The 15,612-nt window shown below is 71.2% G+C and carries 12 protein-coding genes; 7 read left to right on the forward strand and 5 right to left on the reverse strand.

What is annotated here, in order from left to right; all coding sequences use genetic code 11:
* Nucleotides 1–43: 43 nt before the first annotated feature.
* Together mmsA and mmsB are read left to right on the forward strand one after the other, a co-directional pair.
* A complete protein-coding gene (gene mmsA, locus AB0B57_RS05320) occupies nt 44–1,582 on the forward strand; it encodes a multiple monosaccharide ABC transporter ATP-binding protein (protein WP_357065308.1) in 1,539 nt (512 codons plus the stop codon).
* Nucleotides 1,579–2,829, forward strand: a complete 1,251-nt coding sequence (gene mmsB / locus AB0B57_RS05325) for a multiple monosaccharide ABC transporter permease (RefSeq protein ID WP_357065310.1) — start codon at nt 1,579–1,581, stop codon at nt 2,827–2,829. The genes mmsA and mmsB overlap by 4 nt, the downstream gene beginning before the upstream one ends.
* 158 nt (nt 2,830–2,987) lie before the next feature.
* Here the strand turns inward: mmsB and AB0B57_RS05330 are convergent, their stop codons facing one another.
* Nucleotides 2,988–4,367 carry a DNRLRE domain-containing protein gene (locus tag AB0B57_RS05330; RefSeq protein WP_357065312.1) on the reverse strand — a complete coding sequence of 460 codons (1,380 nt, stop codon included), beginning with the start codon at nt 4,365–4,367 and terminating at the stop codon, nt 2,988–2,990.
* A 221-nt stretch (nt 4,368–4,588) separates the two neighbouring features.
* On the opposite strand from AB0B57_RS05330, the gene AB0B57_RS05335 reads away from it, so the two are divergent.
* From AB0B57_RS05335 to AB0B57_RS05350, 4 genes are all read left to right on the forward strand, one after another.
* Nucleotides 4,589–5,875, forward strand: coding sequence for an MFS transporter (locus AB0B57_RS05335; protein ID WP_357065314.1), 1,287 nt, complete (start codon nt 4,589–4,591; stop codon nt 5,873–5,875).
* Nucleotides 5,872–6,855: a hypothetical protein gene (locus tag AB0B57_RS05340; RefSeq protein WP_357065316.1), complete on the forward strand. Its 984-nt coding sequence runs from the start codon at nt 5,872–5,874 to the stop codon at nt 6,853–6,855. Before AB0B57_RS05335 ends, AB0B57_RS05340 begins: the two co-directional genes overlap by 4 nt.
* 115 nt (nt 6,856–6,970) lie before the next feature.
* Complete coding sequence (locus AB0B57_RS05345) at nt 6,971–8,497, forward strand: alkaline phosphatase D family protein (RefSeq protein WP_357065317.1); 1,527 nt, start codon at nt 6,971–6,973, stop codon at nt 8,495–8,497.
* Between the two features lie 12 nt (nt 8,498–8,509).
* Nucleotides 8,510–9,823: a hypothetical protein gene (locus AB0B57_RS05350; protein ID WP_357065319.1), complete on the forward strand. Its 1,314-nt coding sequence runs from the start codon at nt 8,510–8,512 to the stop codon at nt 9,821–9,823.
* A 95-nt stretch (nt 9,824–9,918) separates the two neighbouring features.
* Here the strand turns inward: AB0B57_RS05350 and AB0B57_RS05355 are convergent, their stop codons facing one another.
* From AB0B57_RS05355 to AB0B57_RS05370, 4 genes are all read right to left on the reverse strand, one after another.
* Entirely contained in the window at nt 9,919–10,851 is a 933-nt protein-coding gene (locus AB0B57_RS05355; protein WP_357065593.1) for an ATP-binding cassette domain-containing protein, read from the reverse strand.
* A 77-nt stretch (nt 10,852–10,928) separates the two neighbouring features.
* Entirely contained in the window at nt 10,929–13,961 is a 3,033-nt protein-coding gene (locus AB0B57_RS05360; protein WP_357065321.1) for an FtsX-like permease family protein, read from the reverse strand.
* Between the two features lie 78 nt (nt 13,962–14,039).
* On the reverse strand, nt 14,040–14,687 hold the full coding sequence (locus AB0B57_RS05365) for an ATP-binding cassette domain-containing protein (RefSeq protein ID WP_357065323.1): 648 nt from the start codon (nt 14,685–14,687) through the stop codon (nt 14,040–14,042).
* A 169-nt stretch (nt 14,688–14,856) separates the two neighbouring features.
* Complete coding sequence (locus tag AB0B57_RS05370; protein WP_357065325.1) at nt 14,857–15,078, reverse strand: winged helix-turn-helix domain-containing protein; 222 nt, start codon at nt 15,076–15,078, stop codon at nt 14,857–14,859.
* A 196-nt stretch (nt 15,079–15,274) separates the two neighbouring features.
* Between AB0B57_RS05370 and AB0B57_RS05375 the strand changes: the two genes are divergently transcribed.
* Nucleotides 15,275–15,451, forward strand: a complete 177-nt coding sequence (locus AB0B57_RS05375; RefSeq protein ID WP_357065326.1) for a hypothetical protein — start codon at nt 15,275–15,277, stop codon at nt 15,449–15,451.
* Nucleotides 15,452–15,612 lie beyond the last annotated feature (161 nt).

Here is a 15,612-nt window from a genome sequence, read left to right on the forward strand (position 1 = left end):
ACGTCTGGGCGTACCCGTCCAGACCTGACGGAGGACAGTGACCATGGACGACACCATCCTCGAGATGCGTCGCATCACGAAGACCTTCCCCGGCGTGACCGCGCTGGAGGACGTCACCCTCGCAGTACGCCGTGGTGAGATCCACGCCATCTGCGGTGAGAACGGCGCCGGCAAGTCCACCCTGATGAAGGTGCTGTCCGGCGTCTACCCGTCCGGCTCGTACGACGGCGAGATCTTCTTCGACGGCAAGCCGATGCAGTTCCGTGGCATCCGCGACAGCGAGGCCAACGGCATCGTCATCATCCACCAGGAGCTTGCCCTGGTGCCGTACCTGTCGATCGCGGAGAACATCTTCCTCGGCAGCGAGCGGCGCAACCGCCTCGGGCTCATCGACTGGAACCTGGCCAACGCCGACGCCGCCAAGCTGCTGGCGTCGGTCGGGCTGCACGAGAACCCGGTCACCCCGGTCATCCAGCTCGGCGTCGGCAAGCAGCAGTTGGTGGAGATCGCCAAGGCGCTGTCGAAGAAGGTGCGCCTGCTGATCCTGGACGAGCCGACCGCCGCTCTCAACGACATCGACTCGGCACACCTGCTCGACCTGTTGCGGGCCCTGAAGGACCAGGGCATCACCTGCATCATGATCTCGCACAAGCTCAACGAGATCACCGCCATCGCCGACTCGACCACGGTCATCCGGGACGGGCGCGCGGTGGAGACTCTCGACATGCGCTCCGACGAGGTGACCCAGCAGCGGATCATCCGGGGCATGGTCGGGCGCGACCTGGACAGCTTCTACCCCGACCGCGAGTCGTCCCCCGGCGAGGAGGTCCTCCGGATCGAGGACTGGACGGTGCGGCACCCGGTGCAGGACCGGATGGTCGTCGAGGACGTGGCCCTGTCCGTCCGCGCCGGCGAGGTCGTCGGCATCGCGGGCCTGATGGGCGCGGGGCGCACCGAACTGGCGATGAGCGTGTTCGGTCGGTCGTACGGCCGCGACATCCGGGGCCGACTCTTCGTGCGCGGTCGGGAGGTGCAGGCGCGTACCGTCGCCGAGGCGATCGACAACGGCATCGCCTACGTCACCGAAGACCGCAAGAGGTACGGTCTGAACCTCATCGACGACGTCCGCCGCAACGTGTCCGCCGCCGCCCTGGACCGGCTGTCCCGCATGGGCTGGGTGAACGGCAACGAGGAGATCAAGGTTGCCGAGGCGAGCCGGCGGGAGATGAACATCAGGACGCCGAGCGTCATGGCGGTCGTCGGCAAGCTCTCCGGCGGCAACCAGCAGAAGGTCGTCCTGTCGAAGTGGCTGTTCACCGACCCGGATGTGCTGATCCTGGACGAACCGACCCGGGGGATCGACGTCGGTGCCAAGTTCGAGATCTACACGATCATCAACCGGCTGGTGGCCGCCGGCAAGGCGGTGATCGTCATCTCCTCGGAGCTGCCGGAGTTGCTCGGGATGTGCGACCGCATCTACACCCTCGCCGCCGGCCGGATCACCGGTGAGATGCCGGTGGCCGAGGCAACTCAGGAGAGCCTCATGGAGCTGATGACCAAGGACAAGGAGCTCGTCGCGTGACCAGCATCAAGACCCCTCCGACGGAGAGCCCGGCGACTCCGGACGGCACACCCGCCGCCGCTCTGCACAGCGGGACGAACGACCTGCGGGCGCTGGTGTTGAACAACCTGCGGCAGAGCGGGATCTACGTCGCCCTGGTCGTCATCGTCGCGTTCTTCGCGATCCTGACCGACGGGGTGCTGCTGAGCCCCGGCAACATCACCAACATCGTTCTTCAGTACTCGTACATTCTGGTGCTCGCGATCGGGATGGTCATCCTGATCATCGGCGGGCACATCGACCTGTCGGTCGGATCGGTCGTCGCGCTGACCGGAGCGGTCTCCGCCGTTCTGGTGATCCAGCAGGGCTATCCCTGGTGGGTCGGCGTCGTCGCCGCGATCGCCGTCGGCGTCGCGGTCGGCGCGTGGCACGGCTTCTGGGTGGCGTACGCCGGCATTCCAGCCTTCATCGTCACCCTGGCCGGCATGCTGCTGTTCCGGGGTCTGACCCTGCGGGTGCTCGACAACATCTCGCTGTCGCCGTTCCCGGCCGAGTACCAGAAGGTCGCGGCGGGCTTCCTCAACGGTCTGCTCGGCGGGCAGGGTTTCGACGCCTTCACGCTGCTGATCGGCGCGGTGGCCGTGGCCGGGTACGCGGTGAGTGGTTTCCGCACCCGCGTGGCGCGCATCCGCTACCAGCAGCCCGTCGAGTCGTTCCCGCTGTTCGTCGCGCGGGTCGTGCTGGTCGGCGCGGTCATCATGTACTTCGCCTGGCAGTTGGCACACGCTCGCGGCCTGCCGATCGTGCTGATCATCCTGGCGGTGCTGGTGCTGGTCTACGGCCTGCTCACCCGGCGGACCGTCTTCGGTCGCCAGGTCTACGCGATCGGCGGCAACCTGTCGGCGGCGGCGCTGTCCGGGGTGAAGGTCCGCACCGTCAACTTCTGGATGTTCGTCAACATGGGCTTCCTGGCCGCGGTGGCCGGTGTCATCTACTCCTCGCGGTCGAATGGCGCCCAGCCCGCAGCCGGCAACATGTTCGAGCTGGACGCGATCGCCGCGGCCTTCATCGGCGGCGCGGCGGTCACCGGTGGGGTGGGCACCGTGGTCGGCGCCATGGTCGGCGGTCTGATCATGGCGGTGATGAGCAACGGCATGCAGCTGATGGGCATCGACCAGTCGACCCAGTCGGTGGTGAAGGGCCTCGTCCTGCTCGTCGCGGTCGCCTTCGACGTCTACAACAAGCGCCGGGCCGGCACGGCTCGCTGACGTAGCGACAGTACGACCGTGGCCCCTGCCCCCTTGCGGGCGGGGGCCACGCGTCACAGGTGGTTGTCGGGGTACCAGGCCCGCCTCGGCGCCCGGCACGCTGGTCGAGCGCGAGACGATCCCGCCGCGACGCGAACGGCACGGCGGGATCCACGCGGTCAGTGGCAGGTGGTGGTGCCGCTGTCGTTGTAGGTTTGGCCGGCTACCGGTACGAACTGCCAGTCGTAGCTGTTGGAGTGCAGGGTGAACTTCAGGACGCCCCAGGCCGAGCTGTTGCGGGCCTCGCTGTTGGGCTGGATGGTGCCGAAGCCGTAGTGGCTGGCGCCGCCCATGCCGGCGACGAAGCTGCGCAGGCCCCGGCTGGAGTCGGCGCCACCGGACGGGTTCATCGGTGCGAAGCGCTCGTACACGTGGTTGTGCCCCCACACCACGACGTCGGCGTTGTAGTCGTAGAGCGCCTGGTACAGCGGGCGCGTCGACGTCGACGGCGCGTGGTTGGAGCTGGACGTGAACAGCGGGTGGTGCCAGTAGGCGAGCGTGCACGGCTTGCCGCTGGCGGCCAGGTCCGCGCGCAGCCACTGCTCCTGCGTCGAACCCGCCGACATGCTGATGTTCGAGTTCAGCGACACGATGTGCCAGTTGCCGAGGTCGAACGAGTAGTAGCCGCGGCCGCTCGGGCCGGCGGACGTACCGAAGTAGTTGTAGTAGCCGGTCGCGCCCGACGTGTTGTAGTCGTGGTTGCCCGGCGACGGGCGGGTGCGGCTCTTGTGCCGGCCCCAGGTGGGCTCGTAGTAGCTGCTGAACTGCGACGCGGTGCCACTGTCGTAGACGTTGTCGCCGGTGGTGAAGACCGTTCCCGGGATGCTGTCGAGCAGCGTCGCGGTGGCGCTGTCGCCGGAGCCGGAGTCGGCGATGTCGCCGGCACCGACGAACACCGGGTCCCCGGAATCCGGTGGCGTGGTGGTCCCGGTGGTGACCACCAGTTGCGGCGCGTCGGCACCACTCTCACGCGTGTCGTAGTAGGCGCCGTCGCCGCTGGCGGAGGTCGCACCGAAGCTGTACGTCCCGTTGCCGGTGACGGCGGCCGTGACGTCGACCTCGTACCAGGTGTTGCCGCTGACCGCGCCGATGGTGCCGAGCGTGGCCCCGTCGATGGCCGGCTGGTTGTTCCAGGTGGTGCCGGTCTCCGACCACGTCGTGTTGGACATCCGGCGGAACGTGCCGCCGGCGTCGCTGCCGTCGTTGCCGCTGATGGTGCGCAGGCGCAGCTTGGCACTCGTCACCGTGCCGCTGACACCGCTCACGGTGAAGCGCAGGAACGAGCGCCGCACGGGCGAGTTGTCGACAACGACCTGCGTGGACGTGCCGTAGTTGGTGGACGCCGCGTCGTTCTGGACGTAGGTGTCGGCGACCGGCGTGAACGTCACGCTCGCCGCCGACGCCGCGTCGGCACCGGTCACCACGACGGCGGCGGTGGCCGCGACGAGCACCGCGACCGCCCCGATCGTGATCGACGGACGGGGGAATCGAATGTCCATCCAGGACTCCTTCGCTGCGGGTGTGAAGCGCAAGGAATGTAGGAGCGTCGATCGGCCGGTGGGCGACGGGCGGATGAACACCGCGTCCGGGCAGGCGAACACCTCGATGTTCGCGAGGCGTTCATCCGCGCCTCGCCTCGCTGCCGCGCACGGTCCGTTGTGCCCGCTCCGATGAGTACGGACGATGGCTGACCGGCAGTTGTCGATCCGAGGAGCTGCTCGTGTACCTGTCGACCGTCTCCCGACCGGCCGCCGACCCGCCCGACGCCGACCCGCCCGAGTCGGGGCCACGGCGTCGACGGCTCGCCCTGGTCAGCGGCAACGTCGTCGCACTCGGCACGGTCAGCCTGATCACCGATGTCTCCGCCGAGATGGTGGCCGCCGTCCTGCCGCTGTACCTGGTACTGGGCCTCCAGCTCAGCCCGGTGGCCTTCGGTGTGCTCGACGGTGTCCACACCGGCGCCACCGCACTGCTGCGGGTCGTCGGTGGGTTCGCCGCCGACCGGTTCCGGCGGCGCAAGCTGATCGCCGGCATCGGCTACACCCTCTCGGCGGTCGCGAAACTCGGCCTGCTGCTCGCCGGCCGGTCCATACCGGCGATCGGCGCGGTCATCGCCGTCGACCGGCTCGGCAAGGGTGTGCGCAGCGCCCCGCGTGACGCGCTGATCACGCTCTCCACGCCGCCCGAGGCGCTGGGCCGGGCGTTCGGGGTGCACCGGGCGATGGACAGCGTCGGCGCGTTCCTCGGGCCGCTCGCCGCGTTCGCCGTCCTGCTCGTCGTCGGGCAGTCGTACGACGCGGTCTTCGTCACCAGCTTCTGCGTCGCCGCCCTGGCCGTCGTCGTCCTGGTGCTCTTCGTCCGGGAACGTCCCACCGACCAGACGACGGACGGCCCGACCGTCTCCGTACGCGAGGCGTTCGGTCTGCTGCGCGCAGGGCCCGCCCGTCGGCTCGTGCTGGCCGCGGCGCTGCTCGGGCTGGCCACCATCGGCGACGGTTTCGTCTACCTGCTCCTGCAACGCCGCGAGGACCTCGGACTGCGCTGGTTTCCCCTGCTCGCGGTGGGCACCAGTCTGGCCTACCTGCTGCTCGCCGCCCCGCTCGGCGTACTCGCCGACCGGATCGGCCGGCTACCGGTGGTGCTCGGCGGCTACACCGCCCTCGGTGCGACGTACCTGCTGCTGGCCGGTCCGGTCGACGGCTGGCCGCTGATCGCGCTGACGCTTCTGCTGTACGGCGGGTTCTACGCCGCCACCGACGGGGTGCTCATCGCGCTCGCCGGCCCGATACTGCCGGCACGGCTGCGGACCACCGGGATCGCGCTGGTGCAGACCGGGCAGGCCCTCGCATACCTCGTCTCCTCCGTCCTGTTCGGTCTGGCCTGGCAGGCGTGGGGGCCGCAGGCCGCGATCCGGGCGGCGGCCGTGGCCGTCGCCGGCGTACTGGTCGGCACGCTGCTCCTGCTGACCGCCCCGTCCCGTCTCGTCACCCGGAGTGTGTCCCGATGACCGTGTTGTCGACCCGAGCGAAACTCGGCGTGGTGGTCGCCTCGGCCGTGCTGCTGGGCAGTGTGGCGGCCGGCTACGTGGCCGTGGCCGCGGAACCCGCCCGGACACCGCCAGCCGTCGGCGGCGACCAGGCGGTCACCCTGGCACCCGGCCCACGCCTGCTGGCCATCACCGACCGGCACCTGTCCACCGTCGCCACGGCCGACCCCACCGGGCCGCGCACCGTCTCCGCCCTGGAATGCCTGCGGGTGTACGCCGCCGCGGGCACCGGCGTCTGTCTGAAACCGGAGACCGCCTGGTCGTACCAGGTCGTCGTGCTCGACGCGGCGCTGCGGCAGACCCGGGCGGTCGGCGTACCGGGTCTGCCGAACCGGGCCCGCGTCTCGGCCTCCGGCCGGATGGTCTCCTGGACGACGTTCGTCGGCGGCGACTCCTACACGGCCAGCGGCTTCTCCACCCGTACCGGGATTCTCGACACCACCACCGGCGCCACGGTGACCTCGCTGGAGGAGTTCGCGATCACCCGGGACGGGCGGAGCTACCGCAGCCCGGACGTCAACTACTGGGGCGTCACCTTCACCGCCGACGACAACCGCTTCTACGCCACCATGTCCACCGCGGGCAGGCGCTACCTCGTTCGGGGTGACGTCGCCGCCGGTACGGTCGAGACGCTGAAGGAGAACGTCGAGTGCCCGTCGCTGTCACCCGACGGCACCCGGATCGCCTTCAAGGAGGCGGTCGACGCCGACCCGGCGAAGGGCTGGCGTCTGTCGGTCCTGGAGCTGGCGACCATGCGGGTCACGGCGACGGCCGAGAGCCGCAGCGTCGACGACCAGGCCGCCTGGTTGGACGGCGGGACGCTCGCCTACACGATTCGCCAGGACGACGGCCTGCCCGACGTCTGGAGTGTCCCGGCTGACGGGTCCGGTGCGCCGAAGCTGACCATTCCGGGCGCGGAGTCTCCGGCACCGCTGGGCTGACGGCGACTGCCGGGCGGCCAGGACACCTGACCGCCGTGGTGCGGACAGCCTTCCGTCATGTGGGATTCCGCGCCGCACCCATCGCCGTTCATCGACGTTCTCAAGGCTGTTGACCATGACAAGGCTGAGCCGTCGCATCTTCGTCCTCGGTGGACTCGTGGTAGCCGGCGTCGCGGTGACACCCCGCCAGGGTGCCCGCGCCGCGGTGCCGTACCCCTTCAAACTCGGTGTGGCGTCCGGTGACCCGGCGCCGGACAACGTGGTCCTGTGGACCCGGCTGGCACCGTCGCCCCTCAACGCCGACGGACAGGGCGGCATGGCCAACGCGGACGTGCCAGTGGAGTGGCAGGTGTCCACCACCGACCGGTTCACCTCGCTCGTCGCCTCCGGCTCGGTGACCGCCCGCTACGCCGACGCGCACTCCGTGCACGCGATCGCCGGCGGGCTCGCCGCCGACTCCGACTACTACTACCGATTCCGGGCCCAGGGTCAGATCTCCCCGGTCGGGCGGACCCGGACCGCCCCGGCGCCCGGCACCTTCGGCCGTGACCTGGTGATGGCCTTCGCCTCCTGCGCCCACTACGAGGCCGGCTACTACACGGCGTACCGGCGGATGGCCGAGGAGAACCCCGGACTGATCCTGCACCTCGGCGACTACATCTACGAGGGTGGCGTCAACACCTCCGCGGTCCGGCAGCACGTCGGCGCCGAGATCGTGTCGCTTGCCGACTACCGCCGCCGGTACGCGCTCTACAAGTCCGACCCGGACCTGCAGGCGGCGCACGCGGCGGCACCCTGGCTGGTGGTGCCGGACGACCACGAGGTGGAGAACAACTACGCCACCATGGTCCGCGCCGACAGCAGCCCGACGCTGACCGCCGCGCAGTGGACCGCTCGGCGCACGGCCGCGTACCGGGCGTACTACGAGAACATGCCGCTGCGGCCGGCCTCCGCCGCCAGCGGCAACAGCATCCCGCTGTACCGGCGGGTGCGGTGGGGACAACTCGCCACCTTCCACATGCTCGACACCCGGCAGTTCCGCGACGACCATGCCTGCGGGGACGGCTGGAAGGTCTGCGCGGACGCCGACCTGGCCTCCCGGTCCCTGACCGGGGCGAACCAGGAGGCGTGGCTGCTCGACGGGCTGGCCCAGCGCTACGGCACCTGGGACATCCTCGGCCAACAGGTCTTCTTCGCCCGCCAGTTCGAGGCGAGCGGCGCGGCGAGCATGGACGCCTGGGACGGCTACCGGGCCTCCCGCAGCCGGATCCAGACCGGCTGGCAGCAGCGCGGGGTGCGCAACCCGCTGGTGCTCACCGGCGACGTGCACCGGTCGTGGGCCAACGACCTCAAGGCCGACTACGCCAACCCGTCGTCGGCGACCATCGGCACCGAACTGGTCTGCACCTCGATCACCTCGACCGGCAACGGCACCGGCAGCACCACCATCCCGAACGCGGCGACCAACCCGCACCTGAAGTTCTACTCGGACCGGCGTGGCTACGTGCGTACCACGATCAGTCGCAGCCAGGTCCGCGCGGACTTCCGCGCGGTGAACACGGTGACCGAGCACGGCGCCGCGGCGTCCACGGTGCGCTCGTTCGTCATCCTCGACGGCCAGCCCGGCCTGCAGGCCGGGTAAAGGAGAACCGCCATGACCGCAATCACGTCACTGCTCGCCGCGTCCCTGCTGGTCGGCAACCTGGCACCGGCCCCGATCGCCGTCACCGCCGAGGCGGTCACCTGGACCACCGCGAACAGCGTGGCCACCGGTGACCAGGACCTACCCGGCATCGCCATGAACCGCAACGGCCAGGTCGCCGTGGTGTGGGAGGACGACCGGGACAGCACCGCGCCCGAGGACGACACCCACAGCGAGATCTACCTGCGCCTGTTCCGCGACGGCACGCCCGCCTACGAGCTGAAGCTCTCCGGCGGGGGCACCAGCGGGGCCGCCTGGCGGCACATCAGCCCGGACGTGGGGCTCGACGACCGGGGTAACGCCGTGGTGGTCTGGGCCGCCGACGGCGACGGCAACGGCGTCTACAACATCCAGTACCGGGTGGTGTCGCCCAGCGGCGCGGTGCTCGGCTCGGGGCAGGCCAACGCCAGTGACGCCGGGCAGCAGATCTGGCCGAAGGTGGCGGTCGACCCGGACGGCGCGCCGACCACCGCCGGGGTTGGCTTCACCGTGGTCTGGGAGGACGTCCAGGGGACCGCCCCGGCCACCGTGAAGGCCGCCGGCTACACCGCGGCCACCACCAAGGGGTACGAGGTGACCGCCTCGCAGACGACGGGCACGCACCACCGCCCCGACGTGGCGGTGTCCGCCGCCGGTGAGGCACTCGTGGTCTGGGACGAGGACGCCGACGCGAACGGGTCGTACAACATCGGGTTGACCCGCCTGGCCCGGTCCAACGGCGCCGTGGTGCTGTCGCGGCGGACCGCCAACGCGCAGAGTGGCGGGCAGCAGCAGCGCGCCTCGGTCGCGGCGAACGTCGCCGGGGACTTCACCGTCGGGTGGGAATCCGACCACACCGGCACCCGAGGTGTCTGGGCGCGGTCGTTCACCGCCGCCGGCACCGCCCGGCACGACGAGGTCCAGGTCTCCACTGGGGCCGGGGCCGGCACTCCCGGCGTCGGCATCGACGACCAGGACAACGTGGTGGTGAGCTGGACGGTGTCGGGCAGCGACCCGGACGTCTGGGCGCGGGGCCTCAACCCGGACGGCACCTCTACCGGCCGCCTGGCGGCCCAGGCGCTGAGCCAGACCACGACCGGCCGGCAGGAGCAGGTGGCCGTCGCCGCGTCGCCGTGGGGCGAGGTGAGCGTCTGCTACACCGACGACAATGACGGCAACGCCTTCGACCAGGTGCTCCTCGGGTTGGGCGCGACGAACTCGACCTGGCTGATGTCCGCCGACGAGCTGCGCCGGCTGAAGGCACGGGGCACCCCGGCGGCGGGCTGAGGCGGGCAGCCACGGCCGGCGTGCTCCACTCCGGTTCGGTGAGGTCGCGGTGTCCCGCTACCGGGGACACCGCGACTTCGGCGCAACCGGGTCGATCACATTCCGGCGGCGCGGTCGGGCGCACTGCTGGCGTTGCCCGCCTCGTCCGGTGAGGACGACGAGGACGTGACGGCGCGCAGGGTGACCGACCGGTCGGCGTGGTCGACCTCGAACAGCGTCCCGGCCGGGAAGGCCGCCAACGTCTCGGGCGGCAACTGGATCGTGCCGTCGCCGGCCACCACGGCGAAGTCCCGGCCGTCCCGCCCCTCGGCCCCGACCCGACCGTCCCGGATGGTGACCGCCCGGCCCAACCGGGCACCCACCTCGCCGTCGTGGGTCACCACGACCACAGTGGTGCCCCGCTGGGCGTTGACGGTGGCCAGCGCCGTAAGCACCTCGTCCCGACCGGACGCGTCGAGCTGACTGGTCGGCTCGTCGACCAGGAGCAGCCCGGGCCCGGCCGCGAGCCCCTGCGCCAGAGCGGCCCGCTGACGCTGCCCCGGGGTCAGGTCGCCCACCCGCCGCGTGCCGGCACCGGCGAGGCCGACCAGTTCCAGGATCGCCTCCGGCGGATCGAGCCGGCGTCCGGCGAGGCGTGCCGCGGGTCGCTGCGCCAACCAGATGTTGCGGGACAGCGACACGTACGGCAGCAGGTTGCGTTCGGCGCCCTGCAACACCGTGCCGACCGTGGCCCCGCGAAGGGCGGCCAGGCCCTTGGCGGAGAGTCGGGACAGCTCGTGGTCGCCCACCTGCACGCGCCCGGCGGACGGCTGCATGAGCCCGCCGAGGATCGCCACCAGAGTGGACTTTCCCGAGCCGGACGGGCCCACCATCGCCAACATCTCGCCGGGCGAGATGCGCAGGTCCACCCCGGAGAGGGCGACGACGTCGCCGTTGGCGGTGGGGTAGATGTGGATGAGCCGGTGGCAGGTGACGGCCACCCCCGAGCGGGTGGCGGTCGTCGGCTCGTCGTGCGGCTCGGCGGTCATCGGCTGCTCCGGCGGCTCGGCGGTCCTCGGCCGCTCCGGCGGCTCGGCGGTCCTCGGCCGCTCCGGCGGCGTGGCGGTCATCGGCTGCTCCGGCGGCGTACCGAGGCGGCGACGACCCGGCCGAGGACGACCGCGGTGAGGGTGAACAGGGTGACCGTGGGCACCACGAACACCAGCAGACGGCCGATGTCCGGCCATTCGGGGATCGGGACCGGGGAGCGGCCGTCACCGAACAGCCGCTGCCCGCTTCGGGTGAGCAGCCAGATCACCAGGGTGACGAGACCGCCCGACACGGCGGCGACCGCGACCGGTAACCCGTAGCCGCCACGGACGGCGCGTGGCGGCAACCCCTGCCGCCGCAGCGCCACCAGCATGGCCACCCGGCTACGCTGCTCGGCCGCCGCCATCGCGATCAGGCCGGCCGCCCCGATCAGCACCCCGGCCAGCGCGGCGAACAGGTTGAAGCGCAGCGCCAACGCCGGAGCCTGCCGATCGAAGTCCTGGCGAACCCCGGTGATCGTCCGCTCACCGACGATCGCCAGACCCTGGGCGCGAAGCCGGTCGAGGACGTCGGCGGGCGCGGTCGCGGCCAGCCACACCTCCTTGGTGCCGCTCTGGCCGGAGACCGCGAGTCGATCAGCGTATTCCAGGTCGGCGATCAGGCCCGCGCCACCGAGCTGCGGCAGACCGTCGGCCACGCCGGCAATCCGGGCTGTGGTCGGTGACCCGTCGACGCCTTCGTACGCATGAGCCCCGCCGAGCGGTGTCCCCTCCGACCCGGTCAGGTAGACGGGCAGCGGAAACGGTGAATCGGCAACACTGAAGCCGGTTGCCCCCGGACTACCTTCCCCCTTCTGCAGGGCCAGCGCCGGGGACGCGCCGCCCGTGGCGCTGATCTCCGAGGCACCCGTCGTGGCGGCGCTTCGCCACCGCTTCAGATCGGCGAACTGCGTACCGGTCAGCACCACCGTGTCGGCGCCGTCATCGCCGCTGCGCAGCTCCTCGAAGTGGACCGTCAGGTCCTGCCACAGCACCTGGGTGACGACTTCTACCTTGACCAGGCGGCACTGCGCCACGCACTCGGGCACCTGAACGACGTACTCGTCGCGCCCCGGCCGGATGTCCGGGCGTGCGGCGACCACCCGGGTGCCATTGGCGCTGGAGACGGTTACTGCGAGTTGCACCTGATTTCCGCCGAAGGCCTCCGCGTCGAAGGTGGCCGACATGACGACGGTGAGCAGCCGCCCCCGCAGCAGCACCGGTTCCCCGGGCGGGGCGGGGCGGATGGCCCGTGCGATGTCCGCGAAGGACACTCCGTAGGACGGATGCGGCACGGCTACCGTCGCCAGCCGGGCGGAGTCCACGGCGAGCACTGGTGTGCCGCCGTCGGGGAGTGTTCTCGTCACGACCGCGGCCATCGCGTAGCGACCCTCGGGATCAGCCTTCCGCACGGCCGTCAACAGGTGCGAACGGGACGGCGCGTCGACCTCGACCACGCGCGGCGCGCCGACCTCCACGACCGCCCGATCGCGGTAGGCGGCTGAGGCGACCTCGTTCATCGCCGCCGTGAAGGCGAGCATGGCGACAGCGACGGTGAGCAGTGCGATCAGCGGCCGGAACCGTGGTTGCCGGGCCACCTGCACCAGCGCGAGCCCGACGGCGGTGCGGCCCCGCGCCAGCAGTGCCGCACCCACCGCGGCGCCGGCCAGCATCGCGACCCGTGCCAGCACCACAGCCGCGGCGAGCGCCCCGGCGACCGGTGCGACAAGTGCCAGCCCACTGGGCGAACCGCCGGTGCGCAACTGCACCACGGCGGCTGCCGCGATGGACACCGCGACGACGTCACCGATCGTCGCCCGCCATCCCCGAACCCGAGCCGGCACCCGACGCAGCAGGTCGACGACCGGTGCGGACAGCATCCGGGCCTGGGCCAGCAGCACCGCGGCGAGCGCGCCGGCCGCGCCGATGGCGGCGAAGGCGACGACGTTGGCGTCCAGCGTGACGTCGGCGCGGGCCGGGAGGGTGTGCGCGGCGAGCAGTGTGGCAGCGGCGACGCCACCCAGGCAGCCGAGGGGGATCGCGACCAACGCGGGGACGGCGTGTTCGCCGATCGCCAGCGCCCACAGTCGTCGGCGCTGCACCCCGCGCAGCAGGAGCAGGCCCTGCTCCGGTCGCCGCTGCTCCGCCGCCGAACCCACCGCGACGAAGAGCACCAGCCAGCAGAGCAGCACGAGCAGCCCGGCGCCCAGCGTGACGCCGTCGGCCAGTTGCCCGCGTTGTCGCTCGATGCGGTCGAACAGGCTGGTCACGGTGGTGCCGGCACCGAAGCCCTCGCGGTTTCCGTCCCGCTGCATCCGCATGACCTCGGCGCGCAACTCCGGCATGGACCGGCTGTCCAGCAGCTTTTCGGTGACGTAGAGGTCGGCCGTCGAGCGATGCAGGATGACATCGTCATCGGGCAGGGGAGCAGCCTCGGCGGTGAAGATGGCATCCTCGGCGCTGCCCGGGATCGACGTGCCGGGGGTGCCTCCGGCGGCCGGCCGAATGAATTCCCCCCCGAGCCAGAACGCATCTGTCACGTCCAGCGGTCGGTAGATGCCGGTCACCCGTACCGGCACCGCGGCGAAGGTGAAGCGATCGCCGACGGCGACACCCAGCCGCGCAGCGGTGTGCGTGCTGACCATGACCTCGGGGAGCTGACCCCTCGAATTGGCCCGGGGGCAGGCGCCGGTCACCGCGACCCGCTCACACACCCCCGCTCGGAAGATCAGGCTGGTGGTCACCTCGCCGGCTCGACCGGCGGCGACGCCACCGCTCTGAGCGCCCAGCAGGACGTCGAACCCGGCCGGCGTCAGTCGCTGGACCGTGCTGGTGAAGACGGTGCGGCTGGGGTCGGCGGGCAATCCCGGGTATTCGGCGCCCTCGGCGAGCCGGACGCGCAGCTCGTTGGGCTTCGCGGTGGACATCTCATACCGGGCCAGTGCCTGCCCGGCCGCGGCGACGTAGCTCGGTGCGGCCGCCGCGGCGGCACTGGCGAGCACGGCGAGCAGGAGCACCGCCAACGCGTGTGCCCGGCGGGCCGCGAGCGCGCCCCAGATGACGGTCAGCATTGACGCCGAGGCTATCGACCCGCCCGCCGGCCCGCCGCCCCCTGCGGGTGGACCGAGACCTACCGGTTATCGCGGGCCTCAGTCGCGAAGGATCTCCGCCCGCCCCTCGACGAGGTGCACCTCCGCTTCGCAGGCGGCGGCCACCTCCGGGTCGTGGGTGGCGAACACCACGGCCGCGCCCCGCCGCGCCTCGTCGTGCAACAGGTCCAGCACCCGCCGCCGGTTACCCGCGTCCAGTTCGCTCGTCACCTCGTCGGCCAGCAGCACGCCGCCGCGCAGGGCCAGGCCGCGGGCGACGGCCGTCCGCTGCTGTTGGCCACCGGACAGCTCCTCGACGAGTTGGTCGGCCTGACTGGCAAGGCCCAGCAGATCCAGCATCGCGGCGGTCTGCCGCCGGGCCTCGGGTGGTGTCACGCCGTCGGCCACGAGCGCCACCTGAAGGTTCTCGGCGGCGGTGAGGATCGGGGCCAGGCCGTTGTCCTGGGGGACGAGCACGATCCGGTGCGCGACCGCGTGGTCACGGTCGCGCAGCGGCTGCCCGTCGACTGTCACCGAGCCGTCCCGTGGCCGCAACAGCCCGGCCAGGGCGTGGAGCAGTGTCGTCTTGCCCGCGCCCGACGACCCGGTCACCGCCAGGATGCGACCCGGTCGGAGCGTCAGCGTGATCTCCCGGAGGACGGCCGGCTCACCGCCGTAGCCCACTGACGCTCCGTGCATGCTCAGCATGTGCCACCGCCCCTTTTCCGGCACCCGAGGATCCGCAGACTGCCACGGCGGGCGGACCCGCACAATCCCGTGGATCCGCCAGTAGAGCCACCACAGGCAGACGGTCGCGGCGAAGCCGAACACCGCAGCGAACGTCTCGGTGCCTGCCAGGGTCCGGGACGCTCCAGCGTCAGCCGTTGTCCTTCACGTACACACCGGCTCCGGGCAGTGACTCCGTGAGTCCTTGCATCTTCAAGATGAGGAACACGCGGTCAGCGACGAAGCTTGAGACTTCGTACTGCTCGCACAGCTCCGCCCGGCTCGGCAGGCGCGAGCCCGGCGGGAATTCCCCGGACTTGATCCTGTTGGTCAAGTCCTCGGCAACGCGCTGGTAGGCGTACTGCGGTGGCACTGGTGTTCCCCTATCGGTCGGCACCTTCCACTCAATCACCCATGGGGAGTGCTTGACTACCGATGGATAGCCATGGCAGGTTTCCTTGTGGCGCCCCTATCGGTCGGCAACTGACGGGGTGCACGGATAGCGGTCCGGCCACTTGATCAGGGATCGGTGGCCGGACCTGCCCACTAGCGGAGGTGGAGCCGTGGCCATGGACGACGGACCTCTGACGCCCGCGCTGGTCGTCTGGACCGCGCAGCGGGTGATCACCCAGCATCATGAGCCGTCGCGCGAGCACCGAGCCACCGGCCGCTGCTGGCAGTGCCGCGATGGCGGGTGCGAGATGCTGAGCTGGGCGCGCGCCACGCTCAAGGCGCACCGCCGATGATTGAGCGGGAGTTGCCCCGGTCGGTGTGGGTGCCGATGCTGGCTCGGCAGACCGTGGTTCAGCACGACGCGCACGGATCTTGCGAGCGCTGCCGGCCCGAGGGTTGTGCGGAGCTGCGGTGGGCGCGCGAGCGGTTGAAGGCGTACCGACTGGCCGGAAAC

Origin of the sequence: Micromonospora sp. NPDC049101 (assembly GCF_040648675.1) — a bacterium.
Classification (GTDB): Bacteria; Actinomycetota; Actinomycetes; order Mycobacteriales; family Micromonosporaceae; genus Micromonospora.